This is a genomic window from Clostridium tunisiense TJ, from assembly GCF_000300195.1.
Taxonomy (GTDB): Bacteria; Bacillota; Clostridia; order Clostridiales; family Clostridiaceae; genus Clostridium_J; species Clostridium_J tunisiense.
Window position 1 is genome coordinate 269764 of record NZ_AMQH01000012.1, and the last position, 24050, is coordinate 293813.

The 24050-nt window shown below is 29.7% G+C and carries 25 protein-coding genes and 1 pseudogene; all 26 read left to right on the top strand.

The window, feature by feature from the left end; translation table 11 throughout:
* The first annotated feature begins 61 nt into the window (after positions 1-61).
* The 26 genes and pseudogenes from ilvA (at position 62) to C661_RS0113165 (ending at position 23717) form a co-directional block, all read left to right on the top strand.
* On the top strand, positions 62-1276 hold the full coding sequence (gene ilvA / locus C661_RS0113040) for a threonine ammonia-lyase (protein WP_017415772.1): 1215 nt from the start codon (positions 62-64) through the stop codon (positions 1274-1276).
* Between the two features lie 180 nt (positions 1277-1456).
* Positions 1457-1609: a hypothetical protein gene (locus tag C661_RS23990; protein WP_192812667.1), complete on the top strand. Its 153-nt coding sequence runs from the start codon at positions 1457-1459 to the stop codon at positions 1607-1609.
* Complete coding sequence (locus C661_RS23135; RefSeq protein WP_017415774.1) at positions 1603-2229, top strand: RHS repeat-associated core domain-containing protein; 627 nt, start codon at positions 1603-1605, stop codon at positions 2227-2229. The genes C661_RS23990 and C661_RS23135 overlap by 7 nt, the downstream gene beginning before the upstream one ends.
* 116 nt (positions 2230-2345) lie before the next feature.
* Positions 2346-2558 (top strand): hypothetical protein, encoded by a 213-nt coding sequence (locus tag C661_RS0113055; protein WP_017415775.1) that lies wholly within the window; start codon positions 2346-2348, stop codon positions 2556-2558.
* A 633-nt stretch (positions 2559-3191) separates the two neighbouring features.
* Positions 3192-3689: a hypothetical protein gene (locus C661_RS0113065; RefSeq protein WP_017415777.1), complete on the top strand. Its 498-nt coding sequence runs from the start codon at positions 3192-3194 to the stop codon at positions 3687-3689.
* 72 nt (positions 3690-3761) lie between these two features.
* Positions 3762-4304: a hypothetical protein gene (locus C661_RS0113070; RefSeq protein ID WP_017415778.1), complete on the top strand. Its 543-nt coding sequence runs from the start codon at positions 3762-3764 to the stop codon at positions 4302-4304.
* Entirely contained in the window at positions 4280-4432 is a 153-nt protein-coding gene (locus C661_RS23685) for a hypothetical protein (protein WP_157785690.1), read from the top strand. Before C661_RS0113070 ends, C661_RS23685 begins: the two co-directional genes overlap by 25 nt.
* 201 nt (positions 4433-4633) lie before the next feature.
* Positions 4634-4822: a hypothetical protein gene (locus C661_RS0113075; RefSeq protein WP_017415779.1), complete on the top strand. Its 189-nt coding sequence runs from the start codon at positions 4634-4636 to the stop codon at positions 4820-4822.
* A gap of 295 nt (positions 4823-5117) precedes the next feature.
* Positions 5118-6154 (top strand): annotated as a pseudogene (locus tag C661_RS21885) (IS256 family transposase); the annotation flags it as partial.
* Between the two features lie 845 nt (positions 6155-6999).
* Positions 7000-12948, top strand: a complete 5949-nt coding sequence (locus C661_RS24255; RefSeq protein ID WP_017415781.1) for an RHS repeat-associated core domain-containing protein — start codon at positions 7000-7002, stop codon at positions 12946-12948.
* Positions 12949-12998: 50 nt separating this feature from the next.
* Positions 12999-13169 (top strand): hypothetical protein, encoded by a 171-nt coding sequence (locus C661_RS23690; protein WP_017415782.1) that lies wholly within the window; start codon positions 12999-13001, stop codon positions 13167-13169.
* Between the two features lie 302 nt (positions 13170-13471).
* Positions 13472-13648: an RHS repeat-associated core domain-containing protein gene (locus C661_RS24260; RefSeq protein WP_439328877.1), complete on the top strand. Its 177-nt coding sequence runs from the start codon at positions 13472-13474 to the stop codon at positions 13646-13648.
* Between the two features lie 14 nt (positions 13649-13662).
* On the top strand, positions 13663-14163 hold the full coding sequence (locus C661_RS23385; RefSeq protein WP_157785691.1) for a hypothetical protein: 501 nt from the start codon (positions 13663-13665) through the stop codon (positions 14161-14163).
* A 58-nt stretch (positions 14164-14221) separates the two neighbouring features.
* A complete protein-coding gene (locus C661_RS23150; RefSeq protein ID WP_017415785.1) occupies positions 14222-14689 on the top strand; it encodes a transposase in 468 nt (155 codons plus the stop codon).
* A gap of 59 nt (positions 14690-14748) precedes the next feature.
* Entirely contained in the window at positions 14749-15207 is a 459-nt protein-coding gene (locus C661_RS0113110; protein WP_017415786.1) for a GNAT family N-acetyltransferase, read from the top strand.
* A gap of 443 nt (positions 15208-15650) precedes the next feature.
* Entirely contained in the window at positions 15651-16367 is a 717-nt protein-coding gene (locus C661_RS0113115) for a hypothetical protein (RefSeq protein WP_017415787.1), read from the top strand.
* 209 nt (positions 16368-16576) lie between these two features.
* A complete protein-coding gene (locus C661_RS0113120; RefSeq protein ID WP_017415788.1) occupies positions 16577-16849 on the top strand; it encodes a hypothetical protein in 273 nt (90 codons plus the stop codon).
* Between the two features lie 364 nt (positions 16850-17213).
* Positions 17214-17669 (top strand): pyridoxamine 5'-phosphate oxidase family protein, encoded by a 456-nt coding sequence (locus tag C661_RS0113125; RefSeq protein ID WP_017415789.1) that lies wholly within the window; start codon positions 17214-17216, stop codon positions 17667-17669.
* A gap of 411 nt (positions 17670-18080) precedes the next feature.
* Positions 18081-18542, top strand: coding sequence for a DUF3888 domain-containing protein (locus C661_RS0113130; RefSeq protein ID WP_017415790.1), 462 nt, complete (start codon positions 18081-18083; stop codon positions 18540-18542).
* 182 nt (positions 18543-18724) lie between these two features.
* A complete protein-coding gene (locus tag C661_RS0113135) occupies positions 18725-19312 on the top strand; it encodes a GNAT family N-acetyltransferase (protein WP_017415791.1) in 588 nt (195 codons plus the stop codon).
* Positions 19313-19661: 349 nt separating this feature from the next.
* On the top strand, positions 19662-20219 hold the full coding sequence (locus C661_RS0113140) for a hypothetical protein (RefSeq protein WP_017415792.1): 558 nt from the start codon (positions 19662-19664) through the stop codon (positions 20217-20219).
* Positions 20220-20323: 104 nt separating this feature from the next.
* Positions 20324-20824 (top strand): GNAT family N-acetyltransferase, encoded by a 501-nt coding sequence (locus tag C661_RS0113145; protein ID WP_017415793.1) that lies wholly within the window; start codon positions 20324-20326, stop codon positions 20822-20824.
* A gap of 180 nt (positions 20825-21004) precedes the next feature.
* Positions 21005-21121, top strand: a complete 117-nt coding sequence (locus C661_RS24265) for a DUF5694 domain-containing protein (RefSeq protein WP_017415794.1) — start codon at positions 21005-21007, stop codon at positions 21119-21121.
* 53 nt (positions 21122-21174) lie between these two features.
* Positions 21175-21768: a hypothetical protein gene (locus C661_RS0113155; RefSeq protein ID WP_017415795.1), complete on the top strand. Its 594-nt coding sequence runs from the start codon at positions 21175-21177 to the stop codon at positions 21766-21768.
* 41 nt (positions 21769-21809) lie between these two features.
* The gene (locus C661_RS0113160) at positions 21810-22541 is read left to right on the top strand and encodes a carbon-nitrogen hydrolase family protein (RefSeq protein ID WP_017415796.1); all 732 of its coding nucleotides are present in this window, start codon (positions 21810-21812) and stop codon (positions 22539-22541) included.
* A 354-nt stretch (positions 22542-22895) separates the two neighbouring features.
* Positions 22896-23717, top strand: a complete 822-nt coding sequence (locus C661_RS0113165; RefSeq protein WP_017415797.1) for a class I SAM-dependent methyltransferase — start codon at positions 22896-22898, stop codon at positions 23715-23717.
* Positions 23718-24050 lie beyond the last annotated feature (333 nt).

A 24050-nucleotide genomic window follows, 5' to 3' on the forward strand; every position in this document is an offset into this window, starting at 1 on the left:
GTTAAGTTTTAACTCTGGTTCCTATAGAAAACGATGAAGAAAAATATGTAAGGAGGATAAAATGTACTTAAGAGCACTAACCTTGGACGATATATTAGAAGCTAGAGAAAGAATCAGAGATATATGTGTAAACACAAAACTAATCTACAGTTCAGACTTTAGTAAGGAATGTGGAAATGAGGTTTATATAAAGCCAGAAAACCTCCAGCTTACTGGAGCCTTTAAGATTAGAGGAGCCTTAAATAAGATAAGCAAATTAACTGATGAACAGAAAAAAAGAGGACTTATTGCTTCTTCTGCTGGAAATCATGCACAAGGTGTTGCATATTCTGCAAATAAGCTTGATATTAAATCAACTATAGTTATGCCGAGAACAACACCTCTTATAAAAGTTCAAGCCACAAGGCAATACGTTACAAATGTGATTCTTAAAGGAGAATGCTACGATGAGGCCTATGAAGAGGCAAAAAGGCTTGAGAAAGAAAAAGGGTATATATTCATCCATCCTTTTGATGATGTGGAAATAATGGCAGGACAAGGGACCATAGCACTTGAAATACTTGAAGAACTTAAAGATACAGATGCTATTTTAGTACCAATTGGCGGTGGAGGACTAATAAGTGGAATTGCTGTTGCAGCGAAGTCTGTTAATCCAAACATCAAGGTAATAGGAGTTGAACCTGAAGGAGCAAAGGCCATGAAAATATCTTTAGATGAAGGTAAGTTGATTAATCTCCTTGAGGTTGATACCATAGCAGATGGAGGCGCAGTTAAGAATCCAGGCCAAATAGCATTTGCAATAATAAAGAGATATGTAGATGAAATAATAACGGTAAATGACTTTGAACTTATGGAGGCAGTATTTATTTTACTGGAGAAGCATAAGCTGGTTGTGGAAGCAACTGGAGCACTCACTGTATCAGCCTTGAAAAAGTTAAAATTAAAGGGTAAAAAAGTTGTAGCTTTAGTAAGTGGTGGAAATATAGATGTTGTCACGATGGCATCCATGTTAAATCGTGGACTTCTATTAAGAGGAAGGATTTTTTGTTTTTCATTAAAACTTCAGGATACTCCAGGGCAACTGTTAAAAATATCTGAAATATTAGCAACACTAGGTGCTAACGTAATAAGGCTACAGCAAGACCAATTCAAAGCTATAGATAGATTAAAGCATGTAGTGTTAGAAATTACTGTAGAAACAAATGGCAGTGAACATATAGAAGAAATAACTAAAGCATTGAATAGAGATGGTTATAATGTTTATAAAGTTTACTAGAAAAATAGTGGTGTTAGTATAATTTTATAGACACATTAGGTAGAAATAGAAGGGTGACAGAAACATATATAAAAAATCAATTACAAGAAGGTATTGCTGGTGAACAAATAAGTTAAAGATAATTTATTGCCCACTTTACTGGTGGGGTTGACTTAATGTCTAAAGATTTTTTATGAATTATTGAGAATAGATACAATGACAAATGGAAAGTCCTGTGGAGATAAAGTAGACTTTGAAACAAATAGTACAGATAATGTATATTATACTTATGACAGTGCTGGTAAGCTCGTGTCTATGAATATAAGCACAAAATTTTCTGGAACTACTTGGTAACTCCTACAGAATACTTCTATGTAAGAAATGCCCAAGGTGATATAATTGAATTAATAGATAAGGCAGGAACTCAAGTGGTATCTTACACCTATGACTCATGGGGTAAGTTAATATCTATAAAGGATGCTACTGGTGCGAATATAACAAACAATACAACCCATGTAGGATATAAGAATCCTTATAGATATAGAGGATATAGGTATGATACCGAGACTGGATTGTATTATTTGCAGAGTAGATACTATAATCCAGAGTGGGGAAGATTTATTAATGCTGATGGTATTATAGGACAAACTGAAGAACTTCTTGGACATAATATGTTTGCTTATACAAAAAATAATCCTGTTAGAATGAGTGATAGAAATGGATTTAGACCTGTGTACACTATGCGTGAAGAGACAGAGGAAATGTATAATAACTTCTCTGAAAAAAGTATAGATAAATTACTTACTGAAGTGTTTTGCACTGCGGTAAAATATATAGCGGTTTCACAATTAGCGCAAGTACAGGGAGTGCTAATGGCATGGGATCCAGAAATTACATGGTTAGATGAGAATACGGTTGCTAGGCCAAAAGGAATACTGCCAAAGCGTCTACCAGATGAGGATATAAAAAAATGAAGTAGAGATAATTATACTAGTAAAGAGCAATTGCTAAAATAAATAGTGGTACAGATGATTAAAAATTACTCTAAAAGTAATTATAGTATAAACTGTGAGTTTAGGAGATGAAAATTATGTATAAAACTATTTCAGTAATATGTATTCTTCTTTTATTTATAGTAGCAATGTTAACTAATTTTTCTTTATTATCTAATTCTTTTAGTACAGTACTGATAGTGTTATTAATGATAGCATATTTTATTGGGATTGTGTTCATAAAGTTTGATTTATTTAATAAGGTGATTAGTAAATACAAAAGAAGAAAAAAGTCAACTAATGAGGAATAGTGTCAAGTTCACTCTTTGAGTATGTAAATTAAAACTACAGATTATAGGTGAAAAGTAATTTATGTGCAAAATTATACTAACGCCAAAGTATGGGATTAATTAATCCTGCCGTAGGTGAAATCTTGGAATATAATGACAACAAAATATCGTTATTTATAGGCAGCAAGGTAAGTGTGGAATTACAGGAAAGACTCTTGTAATAAAAAAAATCGAGGGACATAATTTGATTAAGAAAATGAATTCACCTACAGAGTGGACAAGTAGAAAGGTAGTTTTTTATGGCAAATATACCAATATTGATATATGTATTTACGGTGTATGTGATAAAATAAAGCAATATTTAGTGGAATCAAATGGATTATTTGAATGGAAATATTCATATATTCCATATGAGTTATTCTTTTTTAAGAGTAAGAATTACTGATTTTATGCAGTTTCACATAAAGGATACGCTAAATATAATTTGTACAATTGTATTAAACAAATAGGTTATATTTTACATTTTACGTAGAAAGTATAGTTTATTATAATGATTTGACAATGGAAATAGTGTATAAATAGCAGATTTATAATAGCTACAACATAAAACTGAATGGGGTATTCAATCATTTATATCAAAGTAGGAGGGATAATATGTCATATGATTTAAAATTATTAGTCATTAAGCAAGAGCGATTATATCATACAGATTTTCAATCTTCAATACAACTTAAGAATGAAATTGAAGATGAGTTCTGTAGATATAGAGAGATTTGGCCTTTCATGATGGGTACTGATGGTGCATTGTATTCTATGGTAAAAGAAAGTGATGGTTTATTTAATGCTTACACCATTTGCGATTCTGATTTTGAGAAAGATGAAAGAGATATTGAGATGCCGTATTGGATAAAGGATGAGGATGTGAAATATGATTTAACACCTCTAATTATAAGGAGAGAATATCGAGAAGATTTTGAGAAAATAGTTAGAAATTTAATTAACACCTCCCAAACAAAAACAATAATGATATTGGCAAATTATCAAAGCAATAATAAAGAAATAGTTTGTGGAACAATATCTTTCACGGAATACTTAAAATTATTAGATGAAGGCAAAATATTATTTAATATATGCTATATAATACGAGATTAAATATTTTAAAAACTAAGACACCAACGAGCAATAGTTTTGGAGGTCTTCTTTTATGAATTTGAGGTAAGAGTTATGAAAAAAGCAACATTTAAAAACATTATGAAGGAATATGCTAACAAGTTTGATTTCGATGGAATTATTGATTTAGCAGTATTAATTTTATTCTCAAGTTTTATTATATATCGTGTTTATGGAGGGACTTTTAGCTATACAGCAACTTCTTTAACTTTTTTGATAGTTTCTGTAGCAATGAAAGTATTTAGCAAGAAATATAAACCAAGTAAAATAATTAATTATGCACCATTGATATTAATATTTACTGGAGCTGCGATTATAATAACTATATTTTTATCTCGACCTCAATATACACTAAAAGATGCTCGTGAGATTGTAATAAAAGATGCTAAATCAAGGATAACAAATACAATTGAGGTTAATCAGTCATATAAACAAAAAAAACAAGTGCATACAAATTACTTTGTCAAATATGACTATGTGATTAGGATAGAATATAATGAAAAGTGTTATGAGTATGTATTTGATCCGATATCAGGACAATACTCTGTCAGAACATTCGATATGTCATTGTTGTGGATGGTAAAAAAACTGAACTAGGTATTTTAAAGGTTGATGATGCTGAATTTGCAGTCCCAAGGGTTATGGATTTATGGACGTATATGGGAATACCAGAAGGAATAATTAATAGGTTTGCTGAAGGAAAAAATTTAAAAGTCCAAGATTAGGTTCATCAAAGCACAGCTATTAAATGGAAATCATTTTGGTGGATATACCTATAAAATAGATGATTAACATAGTTTATATTAATTCGTTACAAAGAAATTACCATAATTTTTGTAATTGGATATAATTGGGGTTAAGGGTTAAGACAACATTGTATTTTATGCGAAGCAAATTAATTGCTAGAAATGGAAGGGGAAGAGGATATGAATAAGTGTGAGAACTGTAATGTATTAATGGAACAAGGCTTTACTATTATAAATGATAATCTTCATGGAGGGTTAAAAATAGCTAAACAACAAAAGGGCTTTGAAAAATTAGAAAACAAAATTTATGTTGAGATTTGCCCTCAATGTGGACAAATAAAACTATACTCAAAAATAGAAGTTAATTAATGTTTTTCTTAAAGTATGTATTACCCATAGAATTATGATTAATTTAATATTATAAAACTATGAAGGTTATGTAGCATCAATATAGTATTTATACCAATGAATAAAGCTTATATAAGCTATCTAAAATACTGTGAAGAGTTTACTCTCTTAATGAATAAATCTTAGTAATATATAATTTATATGAGGTTGTTGACTATCTTGTATTCAGGATAAATACAGAGTGTGTAAATAAGTCTGTTTAAACCTTCAGATGGCTATAATTAAAATAGTTATCCAAAGGAGGACACAGACTTTTATGGTTTTAAGAAAAGAGTTATTAAGAGAATTTATTAAGGAAAACGACTTAACTACAACAAAAGAGATTCAAAATGCTTTGAAAGAGGTCTTCACAATCACTCTGCAAGAGATGCTTGAAGCGGAGCTTGATGACCATTTGGGTTATTCAAAGTATGATTACAAAAATAAAGAAACAAAAAACAGTAGAAATGGAAATTCATCTAAACGAGTGATTTCAGATTTAGGAGAGCTAGAAATAGCTGTGCCAAGAGATAGATATGGAGATTTGAACCGAAGGTTGTTAAAAAGTATCAAACTGATGTATCAGGCATAGAAGATAAAGTATTAGCAATGTACGCAAAAGGAATGACTACTAGAGATATAAGCTCCCATCTGGAAGAAATCTATGACATAAATGCTTCGCATACATTAATTTCTAAAATAACAGATAAGATAATACCTTTAACACAAGAATGGCAAAGTAGGCCACTTGAGCATGTTTATCCTATAATTTTTCTAGATGCAATCCATTATAAAGTTAGAACTGATGGTAAGGTAATTAATAAGGCGGCATATATAATTTTAGGGATAAACTTGAGCGGTAATAAGGAAATCTTAGGTATTTGGGTTGGTGAAAATGAAAGTGCAAAATATTGGCTAAGTGTATTAACAGATTTAAAGAACAGAGGTGTAAAAGACATACTAATAGCTGCCATGGATGGATTAACAGGCTTTAAAGATGCTATAAAAGCTATTTTCCCATATACAGAAACTCAACGCTGTATTGTTCACCAAATACGAAACTCAATAAAATATATACCTTATAAAGACAAAAAGGAATTTTGTAAAGATTTAAAATTAGTTTATACCTCACCAAATGAAGAGTGTGCATTGTTTGAGTTAGATAACCTAGAGTCCAGATGGGGAGATAAGTATGCTATTTCAATAGCCTCATGGAGAAATAATTGGGAAGATCTATCAACATTTTTCAAGTATCCTGGAGAAATAAGAAGAATAATTTATACCACCAATGCTATAGAGAGCTACAACCGTCAATTTATATAATGTTGCGCTTGTTACACCATATTCGCTACATAACTCAATCACTGGCTTGCCTGAGTTATATACCTCCATTAACATTTTCTTAAAATCATTTATATATCTCTTACCTCTACTCCTCATACGGACACTTCCTGTCAACAACTTTATATTAACTTGCTATTTAAACTTGTGTCCATAAAATTTACTAACACTATTTTTCTCTCTGTTAGAAAAGATTTTAATAGCTCATTATCCATTTCTAATTGCTTGATGCCTTCTTCGAGTGTTTGATACGCATGCTCTTGATGTTTTTTCTTTGGTCTACCTTTAGCTTTAGACTTAAGTCTCCTTCATACCTATACTTTCTATATGATCTAAACCAGCCTTCTAATTGAGTATCATTCTGAATACCTAACTTGTATAATATTTGTGTTTTAATTACACCTTATTCGAGGAATATTTTAACGCTTTTATTCTTATCTCTAAGGAATAAGTTTTCATTCCTTTTTTTCATCCATAACAAAAACCGCCTATATTAGATATTCTATCATAGAAGGCTCTTTTATTTCATTGTCTAAAAAATAGGGCCTAGTTCATTCAAACGCTACCTTTTTTATTATGAATGTAATTTTAAATTTGATCTAATATTTTTACTTAAGAAACAATGGTATAGTTTGTCAATTGCAAATAGTGATAAAAATTGTGAGTTTTGATATATATTAAGTATTATTAATATTAGTAATAAAAAGTTAAATTTATGTATCGAAATAATGAAGAAATTGTTACTAAATTATCGTTACGTCGCCAAAGAAATTTATGTATACTTAAATAGTAACAAAATATGTAAAAGGAGAGATATTATGAGGAAAATCTACAGATTAATTGCGTGTTTTTTGTTAGTAACAATATTGACAACTTTCATGCCTATGCAAGTGTTAGCACAAGGTATAAATAGTAAAACTAACAAAATATCAACAGAAGATAAGAATGAAAAAGAAAATACTTCCTCGATTAGAAAGATTTTAGGAGAGGTAGAAGAGAAACGTGAAAGTAATGTTAAGCACTTTTTAAAAGAAAATGGGACTTATGAAGCTGTTGTCTATTCACAACCTGTTCATTATTTAGAAGATGGAAAGTGGAAAGATATTGACAATACTCTAATTGAAAATGGAGATATAATAGCAAATTCACAAAACGATTTAATGATAAAACTATCAAAAAAATTAGAAGGCAATTTAGTAACAATAAAACAAAAGAATCACGAAATAGGATGGAGTTTAGTTGGTGGAAATGTAACGAATGCATCCATTGAACCTATTGATTCACAAAAAGTAAAAAATGAGATAAATAAAACAGTAGACACCATATTTAAAAGTAAAAAAGAATTTGAGAAACTAGAAAATAAAGATAAACAGAACTTAAGAAAGATACTTGAAGAGAATGAAAAAGCTAAAATGATAACTAAAAATCAATCCTCAATGAAGTATAATGATATTTTTCCAAACGTAGATTTACAATACATTCTTAAGGGACAAAGTTTAAAGGAAAATATAATTATAAATAAGAAGACAAATATTCCAGATATTAAATTTTTATTGAATTTAAAGAATGTAAACTTAAAAGTTGAGGCTGATAATAGTATTGTTTTTTTCAATGAAAACCAACCATCTCAGACAATTTTCCAAATGGAAGCTCCATTTATGTATGATTCAAAAGGAGCTATTAGTAAAAATGTTAATATTAAACTAGAAAAGGAAAAAGATAATTATTTTTTATCATTATTACCTGATGAAAACTGGTTAAATTCAAAAGATAGGGTTTATCCAATTGTAATAGATCCATATATTATAGCACCACAATATACTATTATGGGCGGATTTGCTTCTAATACTACTCAAGATAATAAACTTGTTAGTGCATCTCCTATAACGGTAGGTTATGATCCAAAGGCATACTATACTAAAAAAGCATTTATTAAATTACCATTACCAACATTGTCATCTAGTGATATAGTAACTAAGACTGAGTTGATACTGACTCCAACAGCAAATCCAATTAAATTAGGTTTTGGAGCAATTCCATTGCCTGAACCAGTTAAAAGTTTTGCATTCCATCTAAATGTAAGGAATGTAACTAGTACTTGGAATTGGGACACAACTGCAATACCTCAGTATGATACAACTACAATTGCTAGCTATGCCAATGGTTTTTTTAAGGGCGATGATGGAGTACAAACAGATTCTATAGGTTCATCAACAATACACAAAAGTTCACTATCGCAAGATAATGCATTACTAATTGATAATCTTGGATTATCGACATTTGGGCAAGAACCTGTGCCTATAGATATTACAGTTTTAGCAAAAGATTGGTATAATAATAAGAATTACAATGGCATAGAGATAGAAAGTAGTGGAACTCTTTGTAGTTTTATTGCGCCAGAAGATCTTTCAGGAGCAAATCCTTATATTACACTAGAGTATATTAATAATTCTGGATTAGAAAGTTACTGGACATATCATTCTCAAGAATTGAGCAGAGCTGGGACAGGATACACTAATGATTACACGGGGAATCTTGTGTTTGTTCATGATGATCTAATGATGAATGGAAATAGATTACCAGTAGATATTAAACACATATATAATGCAAATATCAAAACTAATATCGGTTATGGAATAGGTTGGCGTTTGAATCTAAATCAAAGGGTAACTGTAGGTTCATCAAATAATTACTCATATATTTATACAGATGAAGATGGTACAAATCATTACATTAAAAATAATAATGGAGTATATAATTGTGCTACAAATCCGAGTATTAAATTCACAGTTAATAGTGATGGGACATATGTAATTAATAAAAATAATAATAAGTTAGTGTTTACATCAACAGGTTACTTATCAGAAATTGCTGATAATAACGGAAATAAATCTTACCTAACATATAATGGAAATATTTTAAAGTCAATTAAAGATGGTGCGGGAAGAACTGTAACATTTGATACTGATGCTTCAGGAAACCTATTAGGAATTGTTGACCCAAGTGGAAGAAGGACAAGCTTTCAATATACTAATGGACTACTAAAAAATATAACTTATTCTGATGGCAAACAATCAACTTATACCTATGATACATCACATAATTTATTAACTGCCCAAAACTATGATGGTCTCAAATTGTCATACACTTATAGTATCGGATATGGTACTCACATAGCTAGTGTAAATGTGTCAAATGGTAGCACTATAGGAAAACAATTAAACATGACATATGGTTATAATACTACTATTTTTACTGATGCTATTAAAAGAAAAACAATATATCAATTTAATATGAGTGGCAACACTACTTGTGTAATTGATGAGGAAGGAAAAGCACAATACTACCAATATAATAGTTCAACAGACAGTAATGCAGTTACTTTAAGCTCTACAGCGAATAAAACTATTGTAAACCATATTCTAAATCATAGTATTGAAACTGGTGACAGTTGGACAATCAATAATGGCACGTTAATATCTTCAGGTTCCAATACCTTTGCAACAGATGATAAGTATTATGGAACCAAGTCTCTTAAGATAATAGAAACAAATGCCCAAAATAGACGTGAATTTAGCCAACAGGTATCACTAATTAAGGGGAAATCCTATACCTTGTCTGGTTATATAAAAACAAAGGATGTAAACCTAACAACTTTAAATAATGGTGGCGCATCATTATGTGTTACTTATAAAGATTTAAATGGATTAAATAAAATTGCTAGAACAAAATTTGTGTCAGGAAATAATGCTTGGGATAGATATGAGACGAATTTTACATTACCTTCTGATGCATTATCTAGCACAGTTTCAGTTTTAGCAGAATTTCAAGGGGCAACTGGTACTGCATATTTTGATAATCTACAATTAGAAGAAGGTTTAGTTTCAAATAGATATAACTTGGTTGAAAATTGTGATTTTAACTATGGTTCTTTAACACCTAACTATTGGGTTAAGAAAATGCAATGTGATGCAAATGATAAAATTATATCCTTAAGTGGACAATCTCCACAAGCCTTAAGTCAAAATAATTTTAGAATGAATGGAAACTATGCGACTGGTAAGCAACTTACACAAACTATAAATGTAAGTGGAAAAGTTGGAGAGAAGTTTGTTGTAGGAGGATGGGCAAAGGGAAAACCGGTAAGCAGTCCAAGTGCTCAATTTCATCTTAGTATTGGAATGCGTTATATTGATGGTACTTATGGATTTAAATATGTAAATTTCAATAAAGATTACAATGAATGGCAATATGCATCTGATATGATGACAGCGGAAAAAGATTTTACCTCTGTTGATGTTACTTTAAACTACTCATCAAACGAAAATACAGCATATTTTGATGGAATTCAATTATATAAAGAAGACTTTGGAACTAAATATGCTTATGATACAAATGGTAATTTAACTAATGTTGTTGATGTTACAAATCAAGCTACTCAATATGAATATACAAATAATGACTTGACAAAGGTAACTGAAAATGGTGTTTCAATATCTGCAAATTACGATGCAAATCATAATTTATTAAGTGTACAATCGACAGAAAATGTTGTTAGTTCTTTCACTTATGATAGTTATGGTAATATGCTAACAACAAAAGTTGGAAATGATACATTATTCACTTTAGACTCAAGCACTTATACTACAAATGGTAACTATATCAAGACAAGTACAGATAGCTCAGGAAATACTACAACCTATAATTACAATGAAATTAAGGGTGTTTTAGACACTGTTATTAATGCTAAAAATGAGGTTGAAAACTATAGTTATGATAATATGGATAAACTTATTTCTGTAAACAAAACAGTAGGAAATAAGATAATCACAAATTCCTATGGGTATGAAAATGATAGGCTAAAAACTATAAGTCATAATAATTTTAATTACAACTTTGGATATGATCCTTTCGGGAATAATACCTCAATATCAGTGGGAAACCAGAATATTATTAACAATATATTCGATAGTAATACAGGTAGAATTTTAGAATCCACTTATGGAAATGGGAACAAGGTATCCTATAGTTATGATATTGTTGATAGGATTACATCAAGGAAATACAATGGGGTTGAGAAATTTAAATATGAATATGATTCCTATGGAAATATTGCATTGCTTCAGGATATAGAAAGTGGTATAAAGTATAAATATACCTATGATTTATCAAATAGACCTATAAAGAAAAACGATTCGTTAGGGAATTCTACTATCTACAGCTATATTACAAGTAGTGGAGATAAAAAAATTACTGAAGTAGTAAATGGTCAAACTTTTGAAACAAATTATAAGTTTAATAATGATAATAAACCTAGTAATGTAACATACAATAGGAACTCCACTAATGCTGTATCTTATGAATACGATATTCTAGGTAGAAAATTAAGAAATGTTGTTAATACTGGAAGTACAACTTTTAACACAAATTTTGAATATACGCAAGGTGTAAATGGAGTTACTACTGATAAAATATCAAAGGTTATTAATAATGGTGAGGCCATTGAATACACCTATGATAAAAACAATAATATAGATACTGTAATTTGTGGTGATAAGAAAATTAAATATTATTATGATGAATTAAATCAGCTAATTAGAGAGGACAACCAAGTACTAAATAAAACTATAACCTATAGTTATGATGGTGGAGGAAATCTAATTAATAAAATCGAATATGCTTATACTTCAACATCGCCAATAAGTCCTCTTAAAAATTTTGTATATAGTTATAGTGATACTAATTGGAAAGATAAACTTACTTCATTTGATGGAAAAAATATTTCTTATGATTCAATAGGAAATCCACTTACTTATGATGGATATAACTTTATCTGGGAAGAAGGAAGACAACTAAAAGCACTTTCAAAATCTGGATTAAATATATCCTATAAATATAATGATAGTGGTATCAGAACCGAAAAAAGTGTAAATGGTGTAATTACTAAGTTCCATTTGGATGGAGACAAAGTAACCTATGAGTTAAAAGGAAATGAGGGTATTTACTACACTTACGACAGTGAAGATAAACTTATAAGTATGAATTATAAAGGTCAAGAATACTATTATATTCGAAACAATCAAGAGGATATTATAAGATTATTTGATGGAACAGGAAATAAAGTTGCATCATATGTTTATGATTCATGGGGTAAACTTATAAACATTAAGGACCAAAATGGTATCGATGTAACAAATAATTCTGAGCATGTAGGTAATAAGAACCCGTATAGATATAGAGGATATAGATATGATACCGAGACTGGGTTGTATTATTTGCAGAGTAGGTATTATAATCCGGAGTGGGGGAGGTTTGTTAATGCGGATGATGCACAAATCCTTAAACTAATGCAGGGGCAATTACACGGAGCGAATATGTTTGCGTACTGCTTTAATAATCCTGTGATGGGTAGTGACCCTGAGGGGTATGCTTGGTGGAATGATACCCGGAACTATTTAAGGTCGAGGGATTTTGTTTCAGGGGTCATTAACTTTGCGCTCGGCGTTATATTTGGAGGTGTTGTCGGTGGAGGAATTATTAAAGCGTTGAAAAAAAGAGTAGCGCAACAAGGTAGAGCAGCAGCAAAGGAATATCTTTCATATGAGTTGCGTCGTCAATTAAAGAAATCATCACTTAAAGCAACAACTCAAGTTGCAATAGTTTCTGGCGCTATAAAACTCGTAGATATGTTGAATAATATACTTAATCCGGGAGGCTGGATTTTTGATAACTGGCTAGATAGAGATCGTAACGGCTTGTTAGATTAATTTTTATATTCAATAATTAGTTTATGTGTAAAGGAGAGTTTATACTAATTATGAAAATCACATTTAAACAATTAATAAAATATGCTCTTTTTGTAATAATTCTTTTTGCTGTATGGGTAAGTATTGATTATCTAGTAGGCAAACCTATTGGTTTTAAGAGTATTATTACATTTGTTGCTGCCTTGTTAGTTAGTGCAATTGTAGTTAAAAAAAATCAATAATATACAAGCATAATGACAGCGGTGTAAGGACACTAAAAACAGTCGAGAGTGTTACAACTAATTATCATTTGGTAATCAATAAAATAACCTATGAGAGTATTACTGCTGGGATACTACACTTACGATAATTCAAATAAGTTGTTAACTATGAGCTTAAATGGTGCAGAATACTACTATATAATAAATGCCAAAGGGATGTTATTGGACTATTTAATAGTGCAGGCTAAGATGTAGTTTCATATATCTATTATTCTTGGGATAAGCTAATATCCATAGATGGAGCTTTGTAGGATAGCGTAAGAATAAAGAATCCATGTAACTACCGATGGTATAGGTATAATACTGAGACTGGATTGTACTACTTGAATTCAAGATATTATAATCCTGAGTGGGGTAGATTTACCAATGCTGATGCTGTAGGGATTTTAAAGATGATACAAGGACAATTAGGTGTGGTAATTTATTTGTTTATTGCTTGAAAAATCCTATTAATATGGAAGATTCGACAGGATATCTTCCTTGGTATAAACATGTATACTATGCGCTTACAACCATTGATGTAATACTTATGTATCTACGTATAGTGAAAGGATTTTATTGGATCACGGTCAGCTTAAAGTATACAATAATGGCCAGTGTTCTTTCTGCTAAAATATCTTTAGCAGCGGGTCAATTTTTGCTAGCTGTTACAAATATAGTAACAGTTATTGGATTAGCTGGCAGTATCCCTAGGTTATATCTGGACTACTTAAGGCCTCTATATTATCATATCGTGAGAGTTAATCCATGGCATAGATGTAGATTGTCAAGTAAAACTGACCCCTTTTTAAGATCATACCCTAATTTAGAAATAGTATCTAGAGATGGCTCTCAGACATATGTTGCAGCTATAAGACAAGCGCACCCAAAAGTTATTCAAATAAGTGATAGATTTTATCTATTAAAGAATTTAACAGATTACTGCAAAAGTATTATCACTAAAACTTTATTTTAAAAATATTGAAGAGTCTTTAAGGGCCACCTGATATACTGGCTCAGCCTCTGCTATTCGCATGTATACCACAAGAAAAAGACGACTAATACAAGAAACACATGAATCAGAAAATGATAATTATAAATTCATTGAGCGTAAAAATCTTATAAAACTCTTGTACAAGCCTATAAATAAGGTTAAAGAACTATCACCTGGAATACTGAATAGAGTAATAGATGAATATCCAGTTTTATCTAGCATTTATACAATTTTTCAAAAATTTAAAGAAGCTTTATTTAGCAAAAATCCAGAAACTCTAAATAATTGGATAAAAGAAGTAAAGCTTCTTAATATTTTAGATATTAATAGTTTTATTAATGGAATTGAAAATGACATTGAAGGAGTTGAAAATTCCATTATTTATGAATATAGTAATGGATTAGCTGAAGGCAAGGTTAATAAGATTAAAGTTATCAAAAGAATAATGTATGGAAGATGTAAATTTGAGACATTAAGAAACACCGTTCTTTCCTTAGAGAATTCTTGAAATTCAACTATCTCTGGAAAGAACCCAAGAGAAACAGCAATTTGAAGGGGGAATAATTTATGGAGATAGTTAAGTTTAATTTAAAGGATAAAAATGAATTATTAGAGTTAGATAAAGAGTGTTTTGGAGTAAATAGCTGGGATAATGAATTATGGCAAACAATTTTAGGGGATTTAGAACATAATATTATTTATTTAGTAAAACAAAATACTGAATTAATTGCATACTTAATGATATACAACTGGGGAAAAGAAAAAAATTACGTTAAAATTACTAATATAGGAACTAAAAGTTCTTTTAGAGGACAAAAATTAGCTCATAAATTATTTGAAACAATGATAAATGAGATGAAAAAAGAAGGAATGAAGGATTTTAGAGGAGAGACAAGAGTTACAAACTATCCAATGCAAAAAGTATTTAGTGATTTTGATTTCAGAAATGTAGAAACTTTTAAGGGATATTATGATAACCCTACTGAAGATGCACTGAGATATCATTTAAGTATACAAATGTGTTAATAAATTTCCAATTTCAAGAGTTGGAGTATTTGGTTTTAACTTTTCCTTGTTTTTTTAATATACACTTAATGGCATCCTATTAATGTAATGGGTGCTGTATATAAACTTGACTAATGAGAAAATTTAAGCAGCCACTAAGAAAAAGATATCCAAGCATCTTAAGCGCTAGGACACTTTTTCTTAGTGGCTTATTTTTGTGTTTCTTAAAACTTAAACTCAACTAATAGGTAGACAATTCCTAGCTATAGCTTTCACCAACTTTAAGTCTTAGCTGTAAATTGTCTTTGATTTAATTTTTATGAAAATGATGAGAAGTTACAGGTATATTATCACAGTAATTATATGGTAAAATAGTATTAAAGAGGAGCTGTAGAAGAGTTTATTTAAGGCCGAACTTGTAGAATTTCGATTAATAACAAAATTTAAATTATTGGAGGAGCAAAATGAGAAAATGGGTTATATTTATTTGTCTATTATCAGCAGTGCTCATTTTATGGGGATGTAATTCAAGTGTAGGTAATTCCCCTAATTCTTCAGAAGTTACAATAAATAAGGATAAAAAGATAGAGGTATTTCTCCCAAAATTATGGGATGCTTACAGCTCTGTATATGAGCATTGGAATGAGTTAAATCTTGATAAAATTACCCTTATGGATAAACCGATTTTAGGATCCAGCGATATTGAAGCTATGGATAATAATACGTTAAAGACAAAAAAGAATTTTATAATAGTTAATGGGACTGGCTTAGAAGATGCATTAATATATAGTGATAAACGGGATGGAGTTTTAAAATTTGAATACAAGGGAGAAGAATATAAAATTGATAGTAAATCACCTGAGTTATTCTATAATTACACTATTTACGATATATGTGTAGTAAAAAAAGGTGATAATAATTTTCTTGTTAAGCAAAGGGATTTTAAGAAGGAAAAAGATGCTGATCGTAATGAGCTTTCAGGAATAGAGTACAAGAAGGGGATAATTGGAATACCCTATGTCATTGTTGTGGATGGTAAAAAAACTGAACTAGGTATTTTAAAGGTTGATGATGCTGAATTTGCTGTTCCAAGGGTTATGGATTCATGGACGTATATGGGACCACCTGAAGGAATAATTAATAGGTTTGCTGAAGGAAAAAATTTAAAAGTCCAGGATTAGGTTCATCAAGGTACAGCTATTAGATGGAAATCATTTTGATTGATATACCTATAAACTATATGATTAACATAGTTACGATAACTTGTTACAAAGAAGTAATCATAATTTTTGTAAGTGGGTGTAATTAGGGGTAAGGGTTAGGACAACATTGTAAAAAATTGTGACTAAATAGTAGTTTATGGAATTTCTATTATACGAGGGGGGAAGTAATGGACAGCTTTTATACAATTCTGACTATAAGTTATCTTTTAGGTATGGGGTTTGTTATTATCGGAAAAATAAGATTAAAAAAAATTGATAAAGAGTTCAGCAAGTCAAATTGTGATATATCGGAGATGGAAAGAATAAAACGTCTCCCATATATGATATCGGAGGTGGAAAGAAAAAGGCGTCTGCCTTATGTAATATGTATAATTATAGGATATTCTATCCCAGTAATTGTTTCAATCATTTTAATATTAGGTTTGTTTGATATTATCTAACATAGCCGAATATAAAGCTTAATATACTTGCGAAAAGATAAAGCTACTAAGAAAAGTACTCAAGGAGTTATAAAGCTCTGGAGTAACTTTCTCAGTGGCTTATTTTTATATGTCTTAAAGTTTAAACCCCACTAATAGGTAGGCATTCCTAGCTAAAGTTTACACGGTGTTAAGAGTTCGTTGGAAGTTAGCTTTGATTTAATTTTAAGTGAGTAATGAAAAGGTTAAGGTATATTATTACAGTAATTTTATGGTAAAATTGAATTACTAGAGTTATATAAGAGTTTAATCTAAAGTCAAACTATAGTAATTAAGTGTGAATTATCATAAAAATTATGGACTAAAAGGAAAGAGGTAGATAACAATGATTGAAATAGACTATGATAATACTAAAATTGAATTTATTCAGTATCTAAATAATCAAAATAATATAGTATTGTCAACTTGCTCAAATAATAAGGTGACTTCACGAACTATGTGCTTTGTAAGCGATGGGTTTGTTCTCTATTTATTAACAGGAAAACGTTCGAATAAATGCAAGCAGATTGAAAAAAATGAAAATGTATCACTATGTGTAGAAAACATGCAAATAGAAGGTAAAGCAAAGATAATTGGAAGTCCAATGGAAGATAAAAATATTGAAGTTAGTAAAATATTTAGGAATAAGCATAAAGGATATTTTGAACGTTTTGCTCATTTTAAAGTTGCTACTTTTATTGAAGTAAAATGTGATTATTTAAAGCAATGGAAAATTGCAAATGACAAAGATTATTTTTACTGTATTGATGTTGGTAAAGAGAGGGCTACAAAACATACATAAGAAAGTAGAATTAATTTTACATTACATGACACTATAATACTCATAGTTCTAAAAAAGCGACTTAAAGGGTTAATATTAATTCACCCTTTAAATTTACATATTACTTCAACACTGTTTTAAAACATAGCCTAAACATTAAATTTATAAGCTAATTTTGCATTGGACAAATTGACTAACGCAAAATTTTCAGTTTAAGCTCAGCGCCATTTTTGCACCCGTCAAATTGACCTGTGCAAATTTCTTAGTATAAGTACATCATGTAAAATCAAATTATATATATTGCTACATTTTAGGTGCTTTCTTTCTAGGAAACTCCAAATAACCTTCATTGTAAAAATAGCTTAGTAGTTAATATAAAGAAAGGTAATGTTAAATACTATTAAGGATAATTATAGAAAGAAGTGAAGCAGGATGAAGAAGGTATTTATAATTTTATGTATAGTAATTTCTATATCATGGGTTTCTACAAGTGTTAAAGCACTTACTTTAAAACCAACTAATGATGTAAAACAAGGGATTCCTTATAAATATATCCCAGCAGAAGGATCGGTTGAAGAATTATATAAAGATATTATTGTAACACTTATACAACCATACATTACAGAGGAAATTTCTAAACAATATGGCATGCTTCTTTTATATGACTTGTCATCTATAGAATTTTTAGAAATAGAAAGATCAGAGTATCGTACTTTTAATTTTCTAATTAAACTTCAAGTTGAACCATTTTTGGGAGCACACAATACAGTTGGTCTTGATGAAATAACAATAAAAATAGCAGGAGATAATCCTAAGATTATAAGTTTTAAACATATAAAAAGCTTTCCATTACCACCACAATTAGAGGAATACTATAAAGATTTAAAATTATAAATAGGACTAACAATTTATAAATTCAAGTGGGTCTATACCTATATGTCCTTATTGTGAAAAACAAATGACCACCATAGAAAAAATATATAATGGGCTATCGGATGTCAATAGTTAATAAAAATTTTCTTGAATTGTGGTATAGGAGTAAATCAAGGCGAAGCAAAGTATTTGGGGGGATTTAAGTGAAAATAAGAGAATTTATAGATACTGATAATTCTCAATGGGTAAGGTGTAGAGTGCTATCCTTTTTAGATAGTGCATATTTCGATAATGTACTGCGTGAAAAAGAACACTACAAAAATCCTTCTGTTGAGTTAGTGGCAGAGATTGATGATAAAATTATAGGTTTAATAGATGTAGAATATGAGATTGAAAAAGGAACAGTTTGTTATAGTTCAAATGAATTAGGTGGAGTTATATGGCATATAGCAGTTTTACCCGAATTTAGAAACTTAGGCGTTGCAACCTTGTTGTTAAATGAAGCAATAAATAGACTGAAAAACAAAGGTATAAAGAAACTTGAAGCATGGACAAGAGATGATAAATGGGTAAATCATTGGTATAAAAATAGAGGATTTAGCTGGAAGGAATCTTACCTCCATGTTTATGCTGAAGGTGATGAATGCGATATAATTACACAATCTAAAATTAATAAATTATTTATATGTAGTAGTTTTGCGCACTACATAGGTAAAGATAAAGATACTATTAAAAAAGCATTCAAAAGGGTACATGAGTGTAATTTATATGAGTTAACATTGACAAAGTAGTTCAGAGTCTTCTTAAGAAGTAACTTAATTACAGTATTTGAATGTTTTAAAACTTAGTATACTTACTAAAAGATAAAGCCACTAAGAAAACATCAAGGAGCTACAAGCTCTAGAGGCGTTTTCTCAGTGGTTTATTTTTATGTGTCCTGAAATTTTATCCCAACTAATAAGTAGGCAATTAACAGCTAAAGCTTTCATTACGGTGAAGTCTTAGATTTTAATTGCCTTGCTTTAAATTGAGTAAAGCATATAAAATAAAACTTTTGATAGCTAGCATTAAAAATTTAAAGAAACATATTATTAATATAAGTTTAAGGTCAACTTTAAAAAGAGATGTAGGAGGTTTTTAATGCTGTTATTTGATGAATACCCTAAAGAAGTAAGCATAGCTAGTGAGAAAATGCCTGATGGTAAGGTTATAAATGAAATCTTTGAACTAACTTATACAGCTATGACTACTATAATTCCGTCTGATACTTCAAAGGATGAAGATTTTAATTTGTGGTATGAAAACTTTAAGTTAAGGTTAAAAAGTGGTACAAAGTACATCTTGATGAGTAATGATAATATTTTAAAGGGCTATTTAGCATATAGCTTACACTATGAAAATAATTCCATATGTATAGAAGACTTAATTATTAATCCTAAATATCAAGAGGATGGGTTTACAGTAGCACGGTTGATATGCTATTTCTTAATGAAAGTAGAAGGTGAAAATTTAAATAACATTTATACTTATACAAGTAAATTAAATACAAGAATGCAAGGTATTCTGGATAAGGTAGGATTTTCTATAGAGGAATACAACAGTAAAAGTATTAAGTATAGAATAGATAAAGAATTAATTACTAATAAATACTCAAAATTAATTTTACATTTCAATAAGAAGAACAATTATAACTTTTAAAATATATTTTAAGGAGGGGTTCTATATAAAAGCTTTTATAAAGAACAACAGTAAATTAAATTTTATTATTTGGATTAGAATAGTTAAAGAAAGAGGAATAGTCTATGAGAGCTAAGATTAAGAGTGGATTATCAATTATAAAAATTACTGAGGAAGACATAAATAAGCAGCTAATTAAGCAATTATCGCAATTGCTAACTTATTCAGAGCCAGAGAATTTTGAAGAGTGTAAAAAGTGGTGGGAACAGTGGTTTTCTGACAAGATACCAGGGGAGAAACTCACAATAATAGCTAAGGAGGAAAATAATATTATAGGGGTTACAAGGTTTTGGAAGACACCGTTTTGTAATAATAAATGGCTCATTGAAGGACTTGAGGTAATACCTCTCAAAAGAAGAAAAGGTGTAGGAAAAGCAATTGTTATAGAAGGCGTACGCATTTTAAGAGGTATTACTAATGAAAAGATATTTGTTAACATTTCAAATAAAAACATTGAATCTAAAAGACTTCATGAAGGACTTGGATTTAAAAAAATTAGCAGTGGATCACTGAATAGTTATGGAGAGTATAGAAATCATATAGATGAATATGTCCTAGAAGTATAGTTATCAATTATTAAATAGTATTAAGTATATTGTGAAAAGGATGATTGTAAATGAACTGGTAATTATAGAATGCAGAATTTAAAGTTTACTGATTTAATAGGTTGCTTCTTAATCTATTTTCTCATACTTTGAGGCTATAGCAATATAATTTACTAAAAGTATTTTGAAGATGATGATTTAATGGGGAAAAGAAAACCTCAAGTTATGATATTAGGTTCGAGTCATGTTTGGATACTTTCTAATTTTATAAGGGAAAGTCAGTTATTTGAACTTGTTGATGTATTAGAATATTTATAGAAGCAGTTTTTAGAATACCATATCCTAATATTTAAATTAGTAGAGGTGTATATATGAGCGTAATAAAAGGAGTTATTACCCATCAGAATAAATTCACATTAGAGGGGGGTTATGTAGCTTTATTAAATTCAACATTTGAAGAAGTTTGCTGTGCCACAACAAATGAACAAGGAGAATATAGTCTAGAAGCTGAAGATGGCTATTATCCTTTTATGGTAGCAGTAAAGGAATATGGAGAAAATTTCCTAGAGTTTTGGTGTCAAAATATTAATCTGAAAAATAATATTACTATCAATGCAGCTATCGATAAGTTAGAGATTTATGGTTTGCACTGCTTTACAGTTAAGGGAGCATACCCTTCAATGATGGTATATTTTAGACCAATGAGCCTTGATAAGTTTAAATTGGGTGAAAAAGACATAGGTCCTAATATAATAAATAGCTCTATTAAGGTTTCAATCAATGGATATGAAAGTGAAGTATATAAAGTAAACAAAGTTGAAGAATATAGTAAGGATTGCAGTATGACAGCATATCTTCTTCAGGTTTCTGTTTCAGATGAATTGTTACCTGAAAATGAAAATATGTTAGATGTTCAAGTGTCAGATTTAGATGGTTTATTTGGGCAGGCATCTATATTTTTTTAAAACATAAGGAGCTTAGTAAACTTTTTTTAGGGAGGAGTAAAATGAAGGCAGCTCTAGTGGTAAATAGAATGAAAAGCTCAATGAGGGAAAACCTTAATGACATTTTAAATTATATTAAAAAGGCTTCACAAGAAAATAGTGACTTGGTGATATTCCCAGAAGCTGCTATTACTGGGCTATGCTTAACGGATAATCCTATAGATGATATAAAACTAGGATTATCTATGGATAGCTTAGAAATTGCCAAGTTATGTAATGCTGCTAAAAATTACAATATAAACGTGGCAATTGGAATCCTGGAGAAAGAAAATGTGAAATTATATGATACAGCTATATATATTGATAGAGATGGTGAAATTATATCAAAATATAGAAGAATAACCTCAGGGTGGAGAGACTCTAGTCAAGATAGCATTTATAAAGAAGGATGTGAAATCAAGGTAATAAACACAGAGTTTGGCAAAGTTTGTTTTTTAATATGTGGAGATTTATTTGAGGAAGAACTTGTGAGTAAAGTAAGAGAAGAAAGTGTTGAGTATTTATTTTTCCCTTTTGCAAGATGTCTTTATCCAGAGACGAATATCAAAGAAATATGGGAAAGAGAAGTATTTAAAGAATACCTAGAGCAGATGAAAAAAACTAATGCGATTACTTTGGCTGCAAATTATCTTGATGAATATTATTTTGGAGGAGCATTTTCAGTAGATAAAGAGGGTAGACTCATATCTTATTTTGAAATTGGACAAGAAGGTATGCTTATTATTGATGTTTAAACTTAATTTTAAATCTATGAGTGGAAAACATTCAAGCTACTAAGAAAAGTATTAAAGGAGCCATAAGCTCTGGAGTATTCTTCTCAGTGGCTTTTATTTCATCTATCTTAGAACTTAAAACCAACTAATCTGTAGATAATTCTCAGTTAAAGCTTACCACTGATTTCAAGCCTTAACTGGAAATTATCTTTTTAAAACTTAACTAGAAAAGTTAGGATTTAAAGTAAAATATTACAGTAATTATATGGTAGAATAGTATTAATTGTGAAATATGGAAGATTTTATTTAGTCTAAACTAATAAATTATTGTGTATTCAGATTATTTATAGAATGTTTGATATAGGAGGTATCTCTATGGAAAAGATAGATGAAGTGTTTGAATTTTATAATACTGGTGCTGAAAAAGGGAGATTAGAAAGAGGACTTGGAAAAGTTGAATTATATAGAACAAAAGAGATATTAAAGAAATATATTACTAACACTAATAATAAAATTTTTGATATTGGCGGAGGCATTGGGATTTATTCTTCTTGGCTTTCAGAGATGAATAACGAAGTACATCTTTTAGAATTAGCACCATCGGCGGTTGAACATGCAATTAAAAATCAAAACGAAAATAATACTTTCATTGCAGAAGTTTGTGATGCTAGAAATATTAATAGGGATGATGAAAGTGCAGATATAGTTTTGCTTATGGGACCGTTGTATCATTTACAAAATATAGATGACCGATTGCGAGTTTTGAATGAGGCAAAAAGAGTTTTAAAGAAAAATGGTCTTTTATTTTCAGTAGGAATATCAAAATTTAGTTGTACAACATGGGCATTGTCAACCTATGGGAAGGATAATAACTTTTTAGATAATGATATATTTGGTGATATGATTGAAAATGAATTATCATCAGGTATTCATATAAGACCAAAAGAATATCCATATTTTATTGCGCAAGCATACTTTCATACTCCATTAGGATTACAAAGAGAGATTGAATCAGTAGGGTTTGAAACAATTGAAAAACATGCAATAGAAGGGCTGATTTGGTTCACACCTTGTTTAAGTGAAAAATGGGAAGATAAAAACAGTAGAGAAAGATTGTTGAAAATTGTAAGGCGTACAGAAAATGAGGAAGAAATCATGGGAATGAGTTCACATTTTATGATTGTATCAAGAAAATAAACATTATCTTTGAATTAACTTCATTCACAATCTTCTTAACAAGCGACTGATTTACAGCATTTCAATGTTTTAAAGCTTAATATACTTACTAAAAGATACAGCCACTAAGAAAAATATTCAAGGAGCTAGGAAGCTATATTAAGTTTCATGAGATTTATAAGTAATTTGTTAAATATGAAAGAGGTGTAATTTTGAAAAGTAAATATTTAATAATTAGGTTAATTTGCAGTATAGCATCAATTATATTAGCTTTATATTTTTTTATAGGAAATATTCATATGAGTAAATTAATGCCTTATATTCTTATAAATTTACTTGTATATAACATTTCGG